This is a genomic window from Streptomyces sp. NPDC047028, from assembly GCF_040644095.1.
Lineage (GTDB): Bacteria > Actinomycetota > Actinomycetes > Streptomycetales > Streptomycetaceae > Streptomyces.
Genome location: NZ_JBEYVS010000009.1, coordinates 164,048 through 180,263 on the forward strand (window position 1 = coordinate 164,048; position 16,216 = coordinate 180,263).

13 protein-coding genes are annotated in these 16,216 nt (G+C 71.3%); 3 read left to right on the top strand and 10 right to left on the bottom strand.

What is annotated here, in order from left to right; all coding sequences use genetic code 11:
- Positions 1-145: 145 nt before the first annotated feature.
- A complete protein-coding gene (locus ABZ854_RS11335) occupies positions 146-1,837 on the top strand; it encodes a sodium:solute symporter family protein (protein ID WP_129308702.1) in 1,692 nt (563 codons plus the stop codon).
- Positions 1,838-1,856: 19 nt separating this feature from the next.
- Complete coding sequence (locus ABZ854_RS11340; protein WP_361207771.1) at positions 1,857-2,195, top strand: hypothetical protein; 339 nt, start codon at positions 1,857-1,859, stop codon at positions 2,193-2,195.
- A gap of 181 nt (positions 2,196-2,376) precedes the next feature.
- Here ABZ854_RS11340 and ABZ854_RS11345 read toward each other — a convergent pair whose 3' ends face one another.
- From ABZ854_RS11345 to ABZ854_RS11360, 4 genes are all read right to left on the bottom strand, one after another.
- The gene (locus tag ABZ854_RS11345; protein ID WP_361207774.1) at positions 2,377-3,048 is read right to left on the bottom strand and encodes a response regulator transcription factor; all 672 of its coding nucleotides are present in this window, start codon (positions 3,046-3,048) and stop codon (positions 2,377-2,379) included.
- A gap of 207 nt (positions 3,049-3,255) precedes the next feature.
- On the bottom strand, positions 3,256-5,193 hold the full coding sequence (locus ABZ854_RS11350; protein WP_361207776.1) for a PQQ-binding-like beta-propeller repeat protein: 1,938 nt from the start codon (positions 5,191-5,193) through the stop codon (positions 3,256-3,258).
- Positions 5,194-5,284: 91 nt separating this feature from the next.
- Entirely contained in the window at positions 5,285-7,093 is a 1,809-nt protein-coding gene (locus ABZ854_RS11355) for a PQQ-binding-like beta-propeller repeat protein (protein ID WP_361207779.1), read from the bottom strand.
- Between the two features lie 294 nt (positions 7,094-7,387).
- Positions 7,388-9,196: an ABC-F family ATP-binding cassette domain-containing protein gene (locus ABZ854_RS11360; protein WP_361207782.1), complete on the bottom strand. Its 1,809-nt coding sequence runs from the start codon at positions 9,194-9,196 to the stop codon at positions 7,388-7,390.
- Between the two features lie 156 nt (positions 9,197-9,352).
- Here ABZ854_RS11360 and ABZ854_RS11365 point away from each other — a divergent pair, with 156 nt between their 5' ends.
- Positions 9,353-9,946: a Uma2 family endonuclease gene (locus tag ABZ854_RS11365; RefSeq protein WP_361207785.1), complete on the top strand. Its 594-nt coding sequence runs from the start codon at positions 9,353-9,355 to the stop codon at positions 9,944-9,946.
- 6 nt (positions 9,947-9,952) lie between these two features.
- On the opposite strand, the gene ABZ854_RS11370 is transcribed toward ABZ854_RS11365, so the two are convergent.
- The 6 genes from ABZ854_RS11370 to rsmI form a co-directional block, all read right to left on the bottom strand.
- The gene (locus ABZ854_RS11370) at positions 9,953-10,846 is read right to left on the bottom strand and encodes a 4-(cytidine 5'-diphospho)-2-C-methyl-D-erythritol kinase (RefSeq protein WP_361207874.1); all 894 of its coding nucleotides are present in this window, start codon (positions 10,844-10,846) and stop codon (positions 9,953-9,955) included.
- An 11-nt stretch (positions 10,847-10,857) separates the two neighbouring features.
- A complete protein-coding gene (gene rsmA, locus ABZ854_RS11375; protein ID WP_361207788.1) occupies positions 10,858-11,730 on the bottom strand; it encodes a 16S rRNA (adenine(1518)-N(6)/adenine(1519)-N(6))-dimethyltransferase RsmA in 873 nt (290 codons plus the stop codon).
- Positions 11,731-11,985: 255 nt separating this feature from the next.
- Entirely contained in the window at positions 11,986-13,389 is a 1,404-nt protein-coding gene (locus tag ABZ854_RS11380; protein WP_361207791.1) for a ubiquitin-like domain-containing protein, read from the bottom strand.
- A 127-nt stretch (positions 13,390-13,516) separates the two neighbouring features.
- Complete coding sequence (locus ABZ854_RS11385; RefSeq protein WP_361207794.1) at positions 13,517-14,413, bottom strand: TatD family hydrolase; 897 nt, start codon at positions 14,411-14,413, stop codon at positions 13,517-13,519.
- Between the two features lie 43 nt (positions 14,414-14,456).
- Entirely contained in the window at positions 14,457-14,894 is a 438-nt protein-coding gene (locus tag ABZ854_RS11390; RefSeq protein WP_361207796.1) for a hypothetical protein, read from the bottom strand.
- A gap of 353 nt (positions 14,895-15,247) precedes the next feature.
- Positions 15,248-16,096: a 16S rRNA (cytidine(1402)-2'-O)-methyltransferase gene (gene rsmI, locus ABZ854_RS11395; protein ID WP_361207799.1), complete on the bottom strand. Its 849-nt coding sequence runs from the start codon at positions 16,094-16,096 to the stop codon at positions 15,248-15,250.
- Positions 16,097-16,216: the final 120 nt, after the last annotated feature.

The window sequence follows — 16,216 nt, forward strand, 5'->3', positions numbered from 1 at the left end:
AACACAAACAAACATAACAAACCACAACTCGACAACTCCTTGGATCATCACAATCAAACAAAGAACACCAACAGAACTGTTCAATTGCTGAACGCGGAGGCGTAGGTTCCGCCGTGGATCAGTTCGCCCGACGAAGCGAGTACGCATGCAAACCCCCCCATACGTCCCCATCGAGCTGGCGGCGGGGCTACGGCTCCCCACCAACGGGCTGGACTACGCGATCCTGGCGATCTACTTCGTCGTCGTCCTCGGCATCGGTTTCGCGGCCCGCCGCTCGGTGAAGACCAGCCTCGACTTCTTCCTCTCCGGACGCTCACTGCCCGCCTGGATCACCGGCCTCGCCTTCATCTCGGCGAACCTCGCCGCCACCGAGATCCTCGGCATGGCCGCGAACAGCGCGCAGTACGGCGCCTACACCGTGCACTGGTACTGGATCGGCGCCATCCCGGCCATGGTCTTCCTCGGCCTGGTGATGATGCCCTTCTACTACGGCAGCAAGGTCCGCTCCGTCCCCGAGTTCCTGCTGCTGCGCTTCGACCGGGGCGCGCACCTGCTCAGTTCGATCCTGTTCGCGCTGGCCGCGATCCTGATCGCCGGCGTCAACCTCTACGCCCTCGCGATCGTCGTCCAGGCGCTGCTCGGCTGGCCGCAGTGGGTGGCCATCGTGGTCGCCGGCGCGTTCGTGCTGGCGTACATCACGCTCGGCGGGCTGTCCTCGGCGATCTACAACGAGGTGCTGCAGTTCTTCGTGATCCTGGCCGCGCTGATCCCGATCACCGTGCTGGGCCTGAAGAAAGTGGGCGGCTGGGGCGGGCTGACCGACAAGCTCACCGCGAGCCACGGGGCCGACTTCACCACCGCGTGGGGCGGGACCGGCATCGGCCACGCCAACCCGCTCGGCGCGAACTGGCTGACCATCGTGCTCGGGCTCGGCTTCGTGCTGTCCTTCGGCTACTGGACCACCAACTTCGCCGAGGTGCAGCGCGCGCTGTCCGCGAAGAACCTCTCCGCGGGGCGGCGTACGCCGCTGATCGCCGCCTACCCGAAGATCTTCATCGTCTTCCTGGTGATGATCCCGGGGCTGGTCGCCGCCGCGATCGTGCCGAAGTTCGGTACGCCGGCGTCCGGTTACCAGTACAACGACGCCATCCCGTACCTGATGCAGGAGCTGCTGCCCAACGGCGTGCTCGGCATCGCCGTCACCGGCCTGCTGGCCGCGTTCATGGCGGGCATGGCGGCCAACGTGTCCTCGTTCAACACGGTGTTCACCAACGACATCTGGGCGCGGTACGTGGTGCGGGGGCGCGAGGACGCGTACTACGTCCGGTTCGGGCGGCTCATCACCGTGGTCGGTGTGCTGGCGTCGGTCGGTACGGCGTTCCTGGCGTCGTCGTTCTCGAACATCATGAGCTACCTGCAGACGCTGTTCTCCTTCTTCAACGTGCCGATGTTCGTGGTGTTCGTCGTCGGCATGTTCTGGCGGCGGGCGTCCGCGAAGTCCGGGTTCTGGGGGCTGCTCGCGGGCACGGTCGCCGCGATGGTCAACTACTTCCTGTTCTACAAGAAGGGGATCATCTCCATCCCCACCGACCAGGGCGCCAACTTCGTCTCCGCGATCGCCGGGTTCGTCGCCGGGGCGGTCGTGATGGTCGCGGTGTCGCTGTTCACCAAGGCCAAGCCGGAGCGGGAGCTGCGGGGACTGGTCTACGGCACGCGGTCCCCCGGCATGTCCGAGCCGCCGGCCGCCGGCGACGACGCGTGGTACCGCAAGCCGGCCCTGCTGGGCTGGGGCGCGGTTGTTCTGGCCGCCGCCTGCTACATCCCGTTCTCGTTCTGAACGGGGGGATGAGGAAACCATGAGTGAACGTCCCGACCACGAGTCCTTCCACTCCTCCGGTTACTCCGAGGACGATGTCCAGCGCGAGGTGTCCGAGCTGGAGGCGAGGTCCGCGACGGCCGCGCGCATCTTCGATCTGCGGCGGATCATCGGTGGGCTGTTCGTGCTGTACGGCGTCATCGTGACGATCGCCGGGATCACGGATTCGCAGTCCGCGATCGACAAGGCGCAGGGGGTCAATATCAACCTGTGGACCGGTATCGGCATGCTGCTGCTGGGCATCTTCTTCCTGGCCTGGCTGAAGCTACGCCCCACTCCGCCGGCTCCTCCGGAGAGCTTGCCGGAAAAGGGGGAGTAGGCAGACCGGCGTGCCAAGTGCGGGCCCGTGGTGGCTGATCGCGCAGTTCCCCGCGCCCCTTTGGGGAGTTGCCGTTCCGTCGGCCGTCCGGGCACCGCCGCCTCAGGCCGCCCACCCAAGCCGCGGGTCCGTCGTGACTGATCGCGAAGTTCCCCGCGCCCCTTGAGGGTTGCCGGTACGGCTAGGGGAGAGGGCCCGCTCGGTCCAGTAGACCTGTTCGCGCGGCCAGTGCTGCTGCTTCCAGGCGGGAGCCTACGCCCAGTTTCATGAGGACGCGTTGGACGTGGGTGCGGGCCGTGCTGGGGGCTATGTGCATGCCGGCGGCGATGAGGCGGGTGTCCTCGCCGTCGGCGACGCGGAGGAGGACCTCGACCTCTCGCGGGGTCAGCGCCTCCAGGAGGCGCTGGCCCTCGTCGTCCGGCTGGGCCGCCGGGTTGAGGAGGTCGGCGAAGGCACCCTGGAGGAGTTGCGGAGCGACCGCCGCCTCGCCGGCCCGGGCCTTCATGATGGCCCGCTCGACGCCCTCGATCCGCTCGTCGTGACGGACGTACCCGGACGCCCCGGCCGCGAAGGCCGCCGCGATGCCGCGCGGCGACGGCACGGGGCCGAGGACCAGGACCGCGATCTGCGGCCGCTCACTCTTGATCCGCACCACCGGGTCGAACGCCCCCGCCTCGGCCGGCGCCGCCGTGCCCAGCAGGCACACCTCCGGCGCCCGCGCGATCACCAGCTCGGCCGCCCCCGCGGCCGGAGCGGCCGCCGCGAGCACCCGGTGCCCGCGCAGTTTCAGCGCCGAGGCCAGAGCCTCCGCGAGCAGGCGGTGGTCGTCGACGACCATCAGCCGCACTCCCATAGAGCAACCCCCCAGTCCCCCCCATGGATGCCCCAACTATGGACGCCCACCGGTGCACAAAGACAGAGCGCCCCCCGGCACCCGCCCCTCATGCCCCCGGAAGCTACACGCTTGTTCGACGTCGCGCTGCCGTACCGACGAGAAGTGCCCCGGATCGATGAAATCCGGGGCACTTCCAGGTCACACGCGCATTCGGGGGGCGCGCGATCAGCCGTCCACGCCGAAGGCGGCCGCGAGGTAGTCCTTGTCCTTGCTCACGGAGTCCGGCTTGTCGGCGTACACCGCCGACATGTACAGCCGGCCGTTCCCGAAGAGGATCTCCGCGAAGTCCGGCTGCATGCTGATCTCGATGTGCTGCACGGCCTCCGTGGCGGCGGTCTCCAGCAGCGTGGTCTCCTTGAAGGAGCCGCCGTCGATGCTGACGACCTGGGCGCCCTTGTCGTAGGGCGGCTGCTTGTAGGCGAGCAGGTTGGTGCCGTCCATGCGCAGCGGGGAGATCGTGTAGCCGTCGCCGGCGTCGGCGCGCTGGCCGGTCTGCTTGCCGGTGCTGAGGTCGAAGGCGATGATCTCGTTGGTCTGGCTGTAGCTGTCGCCGCTGCCGTCGTGCTCCTCGGTCGGCACGTACAGCTTGCCGTTGCCGACGACGATCTGCTTGCAGCCCTCGACCTGGGTGATGCCGTCGCAGTCACCGCCGTACTGCTTGCCGGGCGCGGAGATGCGGGTGAGCAGCTTGCCGGTCTTGTTGTCGATGGAGAAGTAGTCGGAGATGCCGCTGCCGTCGCCGGCGCTGTCACCGACATCGGCCGCGACGACCAGCGGGTCGGTGGAGACCACGGACGCGTACTCGATGCCGGACGTCATCTTGTACTCGGAGATCACCTTCCCGGAGTTCGGGTCGATGGTCTGGATGTGCAGCTCGCGGCTGTCGTAGTCGCCGCACTTGCGGACCGCGACCAGCTTGGCGCCGCCGCCGTACCCGGCGTCGTAGCACGTGTCGTCCGGCTTGGGCTGCCACAGCTGCTTGCCGGAGTCGATGTTCCAGGCGGCACCGCCGCTGGTGCTGCCGACGGCGACGGTGTGCTGCGAGACCGTCACATTGCTGAAGTTGATCGGGTAGTCACCGGAGTCGACCGACTTCGTCCACAGCTTGGTGCCGGCGTCGAGGTCGATCGCCGCGACCTTGCTACAGCCCGCGGAGGAGTGCGCGGCGGGCATCTTCGGCTGGAACGCGACCGCCGTCTTGCCGTCCGCGGTGACGTGCTGGCTGGCCGCGCACACTGGCCCGGGCAGCTTGATGGTCCACAGCTTGGTGCCCTTGGCCGGGTCGTAGCCGTTGATCTCGGCGACGCCGCTCTTGGCGTACACCTTGTCGGTCAGCCAGGAGCCGTCGGTGACGACGGTGTCCTTGACCTTGGGCATGTCGACCTGGAAGAGCGTCTTGGCGGACGGGTCGGACGGCGCCTTCTCCTTGCCGCCGGAGGACGTGCCCCCGGAGCCGCCGCCCGTGCCGTTCTTGCCGCCGCTCTTGCCGCCGCTGGAACTCGCGGTGTTGTGCGTCTTGTTGTCGTCGCCGCCCGAGGACTTGGCGTACCAGACACCGCCGCCGACGATCAGCGCGATGGCGGCGACCGCCGCGACGACGATGATCAGCGTCGTGTTGTTCCGGCCGCCGCCGGACTGTCCGGGCTGCGGCTGCATCGGCGTGTTCGGGCCGCCCGGGTAGCCGTAACCGGGCTGGGTGGGCTGGCCGTAGGCGGGCGTCGGCGGCTGGCCGTACGCGGGGGTGGGCGGCTGGCCGTAGGCGGGGGTGGGCGGGGCGCCGTACGGGTTCTGCGGCTGGCCGCCCGGGTAGCCGTAGCCCGCCGGGGGCTGGGGCGGCTGGGGTGCCTGCGGGTAGCCGTAACCGGGCTGGGGCGCCTGCGGGTAGCCGTACCCCGGCTGCGGCTGGGGCGGCTGCGGCGGCTGGGACTCCTGGCCCTTCTGCAGGCTCGGCGGGGTCGCCGGAGCAGCGGGCGGCGGGGTCGCCGGAGCAGGCGGGGGCGGGGTCGCCGGGGCCGCCGGCGGCGGGGCCGGCTGGTTCTGGGGCGGGCCGAAACCGCCCTGCTGCGGGGGCTGGTTGGGGGGCGGAGGGGGCGGCTGGGTCATGACGGAGGTACCTCGGTGAAGCTCGAAGGGCCGGACGGCGGAAGGGGTACGACGGACGGGCCGGGGACGATGGACGGGGCCGGGCCGGGGCTCACTTGCCGAAGGCCATCATCAGCTTCTCCTTCGAGTCGTCGTTGCCGGTCAGCCGGGTGGAGGAGATGTAGAAGCGGCCGTCCACATAGTCCGTGTCACCGTCGAAGAAGCCGTTCTCGATCTCCGCCGTGCCCGCCGGGTTCTGCAGCAGCTTGGCCGGCTGGTGCGAGGAGCCGGTCGTCGGGATCGCCACGACCTGGCCGCCCGCGTCGTACGACGGGCTCACGTAGGCGATGAGCTTGCCGTTCTCGATCTTCATCGGCGACATCGACTCGTCCGAGGGGGACTTGACCCGCCACTTCTCCTTGCCGCTGGACAGGCTGATCGCGACGATCTCGTTGGCCGCGCCCGTCTTGTCCGTGGGCAGGTACAGCGTGGAGGAGTCGACGACGACGCCCGAGCAGCCCTGCAGGTCGCGTTCGAGGATCGCCCAGCCGCACTGCGGGGCGAACTTCTCGTTGACGGTGACCTGGGAGGTGAACTTGCCCGTGCCGCTGAGCATGGAGATGTTCCATGCCTTCTTCTTCTCGTTCGTCAGGTAGATCACGAGCGGGTTCAGGGAGTACGCCCGCGCGACCTGCCAGCCCTTCTTCACCTTCTGGGTCCAGCGGACCTTTCCGGTCGCGGGGTCCAGCTCCTGGATCTCGTCGTGCTCGTTGCTGCCCATGGCGTCGCAGGAGGCGACCTGGATCAGCCGGTTCGGGCCGCCGGCGAACGCGGTCGGGAAGCAACTGTCGCCGTACTTCTTCTTGTCGTACAGCTTCTTGCCGCTGGCCAGGTCGTACGCCGTGCCCGACTGGGAGCGGCCCACCATCAGGGTCTTGCCGCTGATGGTCAGCTCGACGTTGAGCGCGCTGTCGAACAGGCCGCCGTCGGCGACCGTGCCGCTCCAGCCCTTCTTACCGGTGTTCAGGTCGATCTGCTGGAGCTGGTTGCACTTGGCGCGGTCGCTGGTACCGCTCATGTAGGCGATGACGGCCTTGTCGTCGGCCGACTTCTGCGAGGTGACCGCGCAGATCTTCTGCGGGAAGGTGATCGGGGACCAGGCCGGGTCGCCGTCGCCGACGTTGTACGCGAAGACCTGCTTGTACGCCGCCTTCACCGCCGTCTTGCCGGTGATCCACATGCCGGGGGCGTCCGCGCCGGAACCGGGCGCGTCCGGCGCCGACTTGTACCAGAGGACCTTGGCCTCGCCGGGCTGCCGGCCGTCGTTGAGGTTTTCCGGGTCCTTGCCGCCGTCGCCGCTGCCGTCACCGGGGTTGGCGGGCGCGCCGGACGCGGAGGGCTTGTCGTCGTGGCTCTTCTCGGCGACCGGCTTCTTCTTGCCGCCGTCGTCGCCACCGCTGCTGACCGCGTACACGGTGCCGCCGATGACGAGCAGCGCGGCGACCGCGGCGCCGATGATCAGAGCCGGCTTGCCCTTCAGCCCGCTCTTCTGACCGCCGGGACCGCCGGGGCCGCCCGGGTATCCGGGCTGCTGCGGGTAGCCGTAGCCCTGCGGGGGCTGCTGGGCGTACGGGCCCGGCTGCTGCGGATAGCCGTACGGGCCGGGGGCGCCGGGCGCGGCCGGGGCGCCGTAGGGGCCGGGCTGGGCGGACGGCTGCTGGGGCGCCTGCGGGTAGCCGTAGCCGGGCTGTTGCGGCGGGGGGCCCTGGGGTGGCTGGGCGGGCGGCGGGGGCGCGCCGAAACCGCCCTGCGCGGGCGGGGTCTGCGGTGCCCCGAATCCTCCGCCCTGCGGCTGCTGCGGCGGCTGCTCCGGCGGCGGTCCGAAACCGCCCTGCGGCGGCTGGTTGGGTGGCTGACTCATCAGCGCTCTCCCCCGTTTCACTGATTTCTCGCCACGCCCCGAGGTTCGTGACCGACCCAAGGCCGCGTATCGACAGTTCTCAGACGGCCCTTTCTATCACCCGCCGCCGACAGCGAAGGGGGCCGGTTCCGCCCCTGTTCCCAAGGGAGAACCGGCCCGTGATGCCCTCGTTACGCGCCTTCACGCCCCCTTCACGCCCCGTGCGCAACCGGCGCCGCGCGCGCCACCGCCCGGCCTGATCCGAACGAAAGACCCAAGGGCCTGTCCGGCGGATCTTCGTGCGCCCGACAGGCCCTAGGCGTCCTCCGCCAGTTCCAGCCAGCGCAGTTCCAGTTCCTCGCGTTCCCCGGCCAAGTCGCGGAGCTGGGCGTCCAGTTCGGCGACCTTCGCGAAGTCCGTGGCGTTATCGGCGATTTGGGTGTGGAGCTTGGACTCCTTCTCGGAGATCTTGTCCAGCTGGCGCTCGATCTTCTGGAGTTCCTTCTTGGCGGCGCGCTGGTCGGCGGCGCTCTTCTCGGGGACGGCCGCCTTGGGCGCGGTGGCGGCGGCCTGCGAGGCGACCGCCTCCTCCATCCGCTGCCGCCGCTCCAGGTACTCGTCGATGCCGCGCGGCAGCATCCGCAGGGTGGCGTCGCCGAGGAGGGCGTACACGCGGTCGGTGGTGCGCTCGACGAAGAACCGGTCGTGGGAGATGACGATCATCGAGCCGGGCCAGCCGTCGAGGAGGTCCTCCAGCTGGGTCAGGGTCTCGATGTCGAGGTCGTTGGTGGGCTCGTCGAGGAAGAGGACGTTGGGCTCGTCCATGAGGAGGCGCAGCAGTTGCAGCCGCCGCCGCTCACCGCCGGACAGGTCGCCGACGGGCGTCCACTGCTTCTCCTTGCCGAAGCCGAACGTCTCGCAGAGCTGTCCGGCGGTCATCTCGCGGCCCTTGCCGAGGTCGACGCGCTCCCGGACCCGCTGCACGGCCTCCAGGACCCGCCAGTCGGGGTCGATCTCGGCGACCTCCTGGGAGAGGTAGGCGAGCTTGACGGTCTTGCCGACTGCGACCCGGCCGCCCGCCGGCTGTGCCTCGCCCTCGCTGCGGGCGGCCTCGGCCATGGCCCGCAGCAGGGAGGTCTTCCCGGCGCCGTTGACGCCGACGAGGCCGATGCGGTCGCCGGGGCCGAGCTGCCAGGTGACGTGCTTGAGCAGCACCTTCGGCCCGGCCTGCACGGTGACGTCCTCCAGGTCGAACACCGTCTTGCCGAGCCGGGAGGACGCGAACTTCATCAGCTCGGAGCTGTTCCGGGGCGGCGGCACGTCCGCGATCAGCTCGTTGGCGGCCTCGACGCGGAAGCGCGGCTTGGAGGTGCGGGCGGGGGCGCCGCGGCGCAGCCAGGCCAGCTCCTTCCTGACCAGGTTCTGCCGCTTGGTCTCCTCGGTGGCCGCGATCCGCTCGCGCTCGGCGCGGGCGAAGACGTAGTCGGAGTAGCCGCCCTCGTACTCGTAGACGTCGCCGCGCTGCACGTCCCACATGCGGGTGCAGACCTGGTCCAGGAACCAGCGGTCGTGGGTGACGCAGACGAGCGCCGAGCGCCGCTCCCGCAGGTGCCGGGCGAGCCAGGAGATGCCCTCGACGTCGAGGTGGTTGGTGGGCTCGTCCAGGACGAGCAGGTCCTGGTCCTCGATGAGCAGTTTGGCGAGCGCGATCCGGCGCCGCTCACCGCCGGACAGCGGCCCGATGACGGTGTCCAGGCCCTTGGGGAACCCCGGCAGGTCCAGGCCGCCGAACAGTCCGGTCAGTACGTCCCTGACCTTGGCGTTCCCCGCCCACTCGTGGTCGGCCATGTCCCCGATGACCTCGTGGCGGACGGTCGCCTCCGGGTCGAGCGAGTCGTGCTGGGTGAGGACGCCGAGCCGCAGCCCGCCCGAGTGGGTGACCCGCCCGGTGTCGGCCTCCTCCGCTTTGGCCAGCATCCGGATGAGGGTCGTCTTCCCGTCGCCGTTGCGCCCGACCACCCCGATCCGGTCCCCTTCGGACACGCCGAGTGACACGCCGTCCAGCAGGGCACGGGTGCCGTACACCTTGCTGACGTTCTCGACATTGACCAGGTTGACGGCCATTTCACTCCTGCCCGGGGGGATGGATCAGCCTTCAAGCGTAGGCCCTGAGGGGGGTGGGGCGGCGCGTGGGAGTGCGGTCACTCTTTGTGATGACGTGATCGGGAAGGGGCCGCTACGGTGGAGGGCAGGCAGCAGGATCCCGTCCATGGAGGAACCATGACCGCCGAGTCCGTAGAGCACCGCACCGAGTGGCCGGTGCCGCCGCAGGACGGCTACACCGTGGACGACCTGTTCACGCTGCCTGATCTCCCGCCGCACACCGAGTTGATCGACGGGAGCCTGGTTTTCGTGCGTCCGCAGCGCCGTTTTCACGCGAATGCGATCGACCTTCTGGTCTGGGGGCTGCGCACCGGGTTGCCCGCCGAGTTGAGGGTCAGCCGTGAGATGACCGTCGTCATCGACCGCCGCAACGGCCCGGAGCCGGAGGTCTCGGTCATCCGCGCGGAAGCCGTCAAGGGCCCGGAGCAGACGTACTACGACGTCGCCGATGTGCTGCTCGCCGTCGAGGTGGTGTCGCCCGACTCCGAGGCGCGGGACCGCGACTACAAGCCGCACAAGTACGCGGCGGCGGGCATCCCGCACTTCTGGCTGGTCGACATGGCCGGCCAGGACAAGCACCCGGTGGTCCAGGTCTACGAACGTGGTGAGGCCACGGGCACGTATGCCTTGACCGGCATCTACCACGACCGGCTCAAGGTCAGCGTTCCCTACGACATCGACATCGACCTGACCGCCATCGACGCTCTCTGAGCCGGCTCACACCACCGTCGCCCCCGGCACCGGCCCCGCCGCCGTCCGCACCGTTCTGCACGTGCCGGACGTCCGCAGGGCCGCCGCCACCTTCTCCGCCGACTCGGCGTCGCGCGTGAGGAAGGCCGTGGTCGGGCCGGAGCCGGAGACCAGGGTGGCGAGGGCGCCGGCGGCGCGGCCCGCCTCCAGGGTGTCCGTCAGCTCGGGGAAGAGGGAGAGGGCCGCGGGCTGGAGGTCGTTGGAGACGGTGGCGGCCAGTGCCTCCGCGTCGCCCTTGGCCAGCGCGTCGAGCAGGTCCCGAGAGGCCACCGGCTCGGGGATGTCCCGACCCTCGGCGAGCCGGTCGAACTCCCGGAACACCGCCGGGGTGGACAGCCCCCGCTCGGCCATCGCGAACACCCAGTGGAAGGTGCCGCCGGTCTCCAGGGCCGTCAGCCGCTCACCGCGGCCGACGCCGAGCGCGGCACCGCCGACCAGGCTGAAGGGGACGTCGCTGCCGAGGTCGGCGCAGATCGCGAGGAGTTCGGCGCGGGAGGCGCCCGTGCCCCACAAGGTGTCGCAGGCCAGCAGCGCGCCGGCGCCGTCGGCGCTGCCGCCCGCCATGCCGCCGGCGACCGGGATGTCCTTGGCGATGTGGATGTGGACGTTCGGCTCGATGCCCCGGCGGGCGGCGAGGGCGAGGGCCGCGCGGGCGGCGAGGTTGCTGTGGTCCAGGGGGACCTGGGCGGCGTCCGGGCCCTCGCAGGTGACGCGGAGGCCGGCGGCGGGGGTGACGGTGACCTCGTCGTACAGACCGACGGCGAGGAAGACGTTGGCGAGGTCGTGGAAGCCGTCGGGGCGGGCGGCACCCACCGCGAGCTGGACGTTGACCTTGGCGGGGACACGGACGGTGACGCTCACCGGGGTGACGCTCACTGGGGTGCGGGCTCCTTGTGCTCGGCGATGCGCGCGAACTCCTCGACGGTCAGCGACTCGCCGCGCGCCTGCGGGGAGACGCCGGCGGCGACCAGGGCCGCCTCCGCGGCGGCGGCGGAACCGGCCCAGCCGGCGAGGGCAGCGCGCAGGGTCTTGCGGCGCTGTGCGAAGGCCGCGTCGACGACCGCGAACACCTCCCGCTTCGAGGCGGTCGTCTTGACCGGCTCGGTCCGCCGGACCAGGGAGACCAGTCCGCTGTCGACGTTCGGGGCGGGCCAGAAGACGTTGCGGCCGATGGCGCCGGCGCGCTTCACGTCGGCGTACCAGTTGGCCTTCACGGAGGGCACGCCGTACACCTTGTTGCCGGGGGCGGCGGCGAGGCGGTCGGCGACCTCGGACTGCACCATGACGAGGGTGCGCTCGATGCTGGGGAAGGTGTCGAGCATGTGCAGCAGGACGGGGACCGCGACGTTGTACGGCAGGTTCGCGACGAGCGCGGTCGGCGGGGGGCCGGGGAGCTCGCTGACGTGCATGGCGTCGGAGTGGACGAGGGCGAAACGGTCGGCGCGGGTGGGCATGCGGGCGGCGATGGTGGCGGGGAGGGCGGCGGCGAGTACGTCGTCGATCTCGACCGCGGTGACCCGGCCGGCGGTGTCCAGCAGGGCGAGGGTGAGGGAGCCGAGGCCGGGGCCGACCTCCACGACGACGTCGTCGGGGCGGACTTCCGCGGTGCGGACGATACGGCGGACCGTGTTGGCGTCGATCACGAAGTTCTGGCCGCGTTGCTTGGTGGGGCGGACGCCGAGGGCGGCGGCGAGTTCGCGGATGTCGGCGGGGCCGAGGAGGGGGTCGGTCTGCGGGCTGCTCACCCGACAAGGGTACGGGGGTGTACTCGCCGGTGCCGCCAAGCCGCCCAGCACCGCAGCGGGCCGGGGGTGGGCCCGCTTACCGGCGCCGCCAGGGTGCCGCTGCGCCCACCCGTGCCGCCCCTGGGGGTCCCCCAGGCCCTTAAGGCACTGGGGGAGGCACGCATGCCCGCAGCTACGACGTGCCCCGCAAGGGGCGCGGGGAACTGCGCGAGCGGCCACGGCGGGCCCGCACGCGAACACGGGGCCGGGAAGAACTCAGCCGTGGAGGCGGGGGCCGCAGTGGGGCCAGGGGGTGGCGCCTCGGCGGATGTACAGCTTTTTGGCGCGGTAGGTCTGTTCCGAGGGTGAGGCGTCCTGAGGGCGCCCCGTGCCGCCGAGGCTGTGCCAGGTGTGGGTGTCGAACTGGTAGAGCCCGCCGTACGTCCCGGAGGGGTCGACCGCGTGCGGCCGGCCTCCCGACTCGCACGCGGCGAGCCCGTGCCAGTCGAGGTGGTCCGCGCCGTGCACGGACGGCGGCAGCGGCTTGGTGCCCACCTTGACGATCTGCCGCCGCGGCTTGCGCACGACCTCCTCGCCCTCCTGCCGCGGCTTCTCCCGCACCCCGTTGACCGTGCGGACCAGATAGGCGACCCGGCGCAGCCCCGGCCGGCCCGGCCGTTCGACGACCTCCGTGCCCTTGAACAGCGTCGGGTCCTCCACCCGTTCCACGGCGAACGGGATCTGCTCCTCGCGGACCTCCCGGTGCCCCCGCACCCGCAGCACGGTCACCGTCTGCCCGTCGCGCGGGAAGCTGTCGAGCGGCACGGAGGTGGTGTCCTGGCCCCGGAGGGTGACCCCCGCCTCCTCGACGGCCTGGCGGACGGTCGCCGCGTTGGTGCGGACGGTGCGAGTGCGGCCGTCGGCCATGACGTTGACGGCCCGCTCGGTGCGCACGTCCAGCGCGAGCCCGGCGCGCCCGATCGGCTGGGAGCGCGACGTCGACACGTACGCGCCCTCCGCGCGCACCCCCAGCTGTCTGAGCGCCCCGTCGACGGTGTGCGCCGTCGTCCAGACCTCGCGCCGCTCGCCGTCCAGGGTGAGCCGGACCGGACGGCCGTAGCGCACCGCGACCTCGTCCCCGCTGGCCAGGTCCGTGCCGCCGGTGGGGGCGACCATGTCGTGCGCGCCGACGTCCACGCCCTGCTCGGCGAGGAGTTCGGACACGTCGTCTGCGAAGGTGTGCAGGGTGCGCGTGTGACCGTCGACGTTCAGCTCGACCGCCTTGTCCTTGGCGACGAACGCGGTGGTGCCGCCGGCGAGGAAGGCGACGACCAGGGCCTGCGGCAGCAGCCGGCGCACGGCGGACGGCCCGCCGGACTCCGGGCGCTCGGCGCCGTGCGTCCTGCGCCGGCGCGCGGCGCGCCCGCCGGTCCCCGCGGGCGCCTCGTGCTGCGAGATCACCACCAGGGGTTCCGTCACGGCCTCGGCCGACTGCCTCGGCAACGGCAGCGCCGGCTCGGTGACGAAGTACGCCTGGGCCTCGTAGGCGGGCCGGTAGGTGTCCTCGTACAGCCCGTACGGCAGGGTCTCCGCGGTGTGCACGGAGGTGTCCTGGCCGTACGGGCCGTACGCCTCGTACGCCTCGTACGCCTCGTGGGTCTCGTACTGCGACTTGCTCACGCCGACACGCTCCAGGGGGATCCTCAGGGGTCCGGATCGGGCCCCCAGAACCTAGCGGAGCGGGCGTCACTCTCCAAAGCGACGCGGCTACGGACAGTTGTCCTGGCGAACGTGCGCCCAGTACCGCTCAGTACCCGAACGCGCGAGCGGTGTTCGCGCCCAGCGCCGTCGCCAGGGTGTCCTCGTCGACGTCCCGCACGGCGGCCATCGCGCGCACGGTGACCGGCACGAGGTAGGGCGCGTTCGGCCGGCCGCGGTAGGGCGCCGGGGTGAGGAAGGGCGCGTCGGTCTCCACCAGGACCAGCTCCAGCGGGGCGACGGCGAGGGCGTCCCGCAGGTTCTGGGCGTTCTTGAAGGTGACGTTGCCGGCGAAGGACATGAAGTAGCCCTCGCGGGCGCAGATCGCGGCCATGTCCGCGTCGCCGGAGTAGCAGTGGAAGACGGTGCGCTCGGGGGCGCCCTCCTCCTTCAACATGCGCAGGACGTCGGCGTGGGCGTCCCGGTCGTGGATCACGAGGGCCTTGCCGTGCCGCTTGGCGATCTCGATGTGGGCGCGGAAGGACCGCTCCTGCGCCGCCATGCCCTCGGGCCCGGTGCGGAAGTGGTCGAGTCCCGTCTCGCCGACGGCCTTGACGTGCGCGAGCGCGGCCAGCCGGTCGATCTCGGCGAGCGCCTCGTCCAGTGCGGCCTCGCCCCCGCCCTCCCGCGCGCCCTGCCGCGACCAGCCGTCGGGGTCACCGTGGACGATGCGCGGGGCCTCGTTGGGGTGCAGGGCGACGGCCGCGTGGACGTGTCCGTACGCCGCCGCGGTGTCGGCGGCCCAGCGTGAGCCCTTGAGGTCGCAGCCGACCTGGACGACGGTCGTCACCCCCACCGACGCGGCCTTCGCCAGCGCCTCGGCCACCGTGCCGGACTGCATGTCGAGGTGGGTGTGCGAGTCGGCGACGGGCACCCGCAGGGGAGCCGGCAGCGGCGGTGCCGCGCTCTTGTCGCCCTTGTGCTCGTCCTTGGCGTTCGAAGGCATGCCCCGATCCTACGAAAGGGGCATGCCCCGGCCTCCGGCCCGGTCAGCCGGCCTTGCGGTGGCGGAAGAGGTGCAGCAGGTCGGACAGGTGCCAGTGGTGCTGCTCGTCGGCCCGCGCCCGCTGGGACTCGGGGGCCTCCCGCAGCCGGGTCCCCTCCGGCTTCTCCGGCAGCACGGGCTCCGGCACGTGGTGCTGGTACTGCTCCTCGGCGCTGCGCACGGAGGAGACACGGCCCGGCCTCATGATCCGCACCTCGTGGCCGTCGCAGTTCTGGCACGTGGGCCGGGTCAGCGGCGAGGGCACGACCCTTCCGTCGGCCACGTAGGTGACGTACTGGTGGCCGTCGACGCCGGTGTGGTGCTCAATCGCGTACGACTGCTCCCAGCCGTGCCCGCACCGCATGCAGGCGAACGAGTACGACTCGTGTACGACGGCTGTGGCCGTGCCGCTCAGGCCGGTCCGCCCTGCGATCTCACTCATGCCAGCTGCTCCTCTTGTCCGCTGGACAAGCACCCCCGGCAAGGGTTCCCCCGGAACCCGAGGGGGCGAGGGACGGGTGCGCCCCTACGACAAGTGGACGCCTCAACCAGCGCGAATGCATCCGCCCTGTCGAGTATTGGAGGCAATTTGGACGTTCCTTGCCCCGGGCCCCCCATTCAGAGGACCCGATCTTTGCCTACAGCGAGAGCAATTTTACTCCGCTTTGCCCCAGGGAGCCGCCTCGCGGGGCGTCCACCGGAATGCCCCGGCGAGGGCGTGGGGAACTGCGCGACCAGCCACAACGCACCCGCACCAGACACCGCACCGCACCCCACAACGCACCGGGAGCCGTCTTACCCGGCGGAGCGCTTCGCAGAAACAACCGCGTCAAATACCACCCTCTTAGGCACCCCCACCTCCACCGCGACCGCCGCGATCGCCTCCTTGCGCCGCTCCCCCGCCTCCTCCCGCACCCGCACCCTCCGCACCATCTCCGCCGCGTCGATCTCCTCGGGCCCGGATTCCGGTGCGCCCTCGACGACCACGGTGATCTCCCCCCGTACCCCCTGCGCAGCCCACGCCGCCAGCTCGGCGAGCGGACCGCGCCGTACCTCCTCGTACGTCTTGGTCAGCTCGCGGCAGACGGCGGCCCGCCGCTCCGCGCCGAAGACCTCGGTCATCGCGGCGAGGGTGGCGTCCAGCCGGTGCGGGGACTCGAAGTACACGAGGGTGCGCCGCTCGGCGGCCACCTCGCGGAGCCGGGACAGCCGCTCGCCGGTCTTGCGCGGCAGGAACCCCTCGAAGCAGAAGCGGTCGACGGGCAGCCCGGACAGCGCGAGCGCGGTGAGCACGGCGGACGGGCCGGGTACGGCGGTGACGCGGACGTCCTGCTCCACGGCGGCGGCGACCAGCCGGTAGCCGGGGTCGGAGACGGACGGCATCCCGGCGTCGGTGACCAGGAGCACGCGCGCCCCGCCGAGCAGTTCCCCGACGAGTTCGGGGGTGCGGGCGGACTCGTTGCCCTCGAAGTAGGACACCACCCGGCCCTTGGGCGTCACGCCCAGCGCCTGGGTGAGCCGGCGCAGCCGCCGGGTGTCCTCGGCGGCGACGACGTCGGCGGCCGACAGCTCCTCGGCGAGCCGGGGCGGCGCGTCCGCGACGTCGCCGATGGGGGTACCTGCCAGGACAAGGGTTCCAGTCACGCCCCCATACTCCCAGGGCACCGGGCACCGGGCACCGGGCACCGGGCACCGGGCACCGGGCACCGGGCACCGGGCACCGGGCACCGGGCACCGGGCACCGGGCACCGGGCACCGGGCACC

Coding starts and splice junctions, on each gene's coding strand:
- ABZ854_RS11335 (WP_129308702.1), top strand. CDS start 146: ATGCAAACCCCCCCATACGTCCCCATCGAGCTGGCGGCGGGGCTACGG.
- ABZ854_RS11340 (WP_361207771.1), top strand. CDS start 1,857: ATGAGTGAACGTCCCGACCACGAGTCCTTCCACTCCTCCGGTTACTCC.
- ABZ854_RS11345 (WP_361207774.1), bottom strand. CDS start 3,048: ATGGGAGTGCGGCTGATGGTCGTCGACGACCACCGCCTGCTCGCGGAG.
- ABZ854_RS11350 (WP_361207776.1), bottom strand. CDS start 5,193: ATGACCCAGCCGCCCCCTCCGCCCCCCAACCAGCCCCCGCAGCAGGGC.
- ABZ854_RS11355 (WP_361207779.1), bottom strand. CDS start 7,093: ATGAGTCAGCCACCCAACCAGCCGCCGCAGGGCGGTTTCGGACCGCCG.
- ABZ854_RS11360 (WP_361207782.1), bottom strand. CDS start 9,196: ATGGCCGTCAACCTGGTCAATGTCGAGAACGTCAGCAAGGTGTACGGC.
- ABZ854_RS11365 (WP_361207785.1), top strand. CDS start 9,353: ATGACCGCCGAGTCCGTAGAGCACCGCACCGAGTGGCCGGTGCCGCCG.
- ABZ854_RS11385 (WP_361207794.1), bottom strand. CDS start 14,413: ATGCCTTCGAACGCCAAGGACGAGCACAAGGGCGACAAGAGCGCGGCA.
- ABZ854_RS11390 (WP_361207796.1), bottom strand. CDS start 14,894: ATGAGTGAGATCGCAGGGCGGACCGGCCTGAGCGGCACGGCCACAGCC.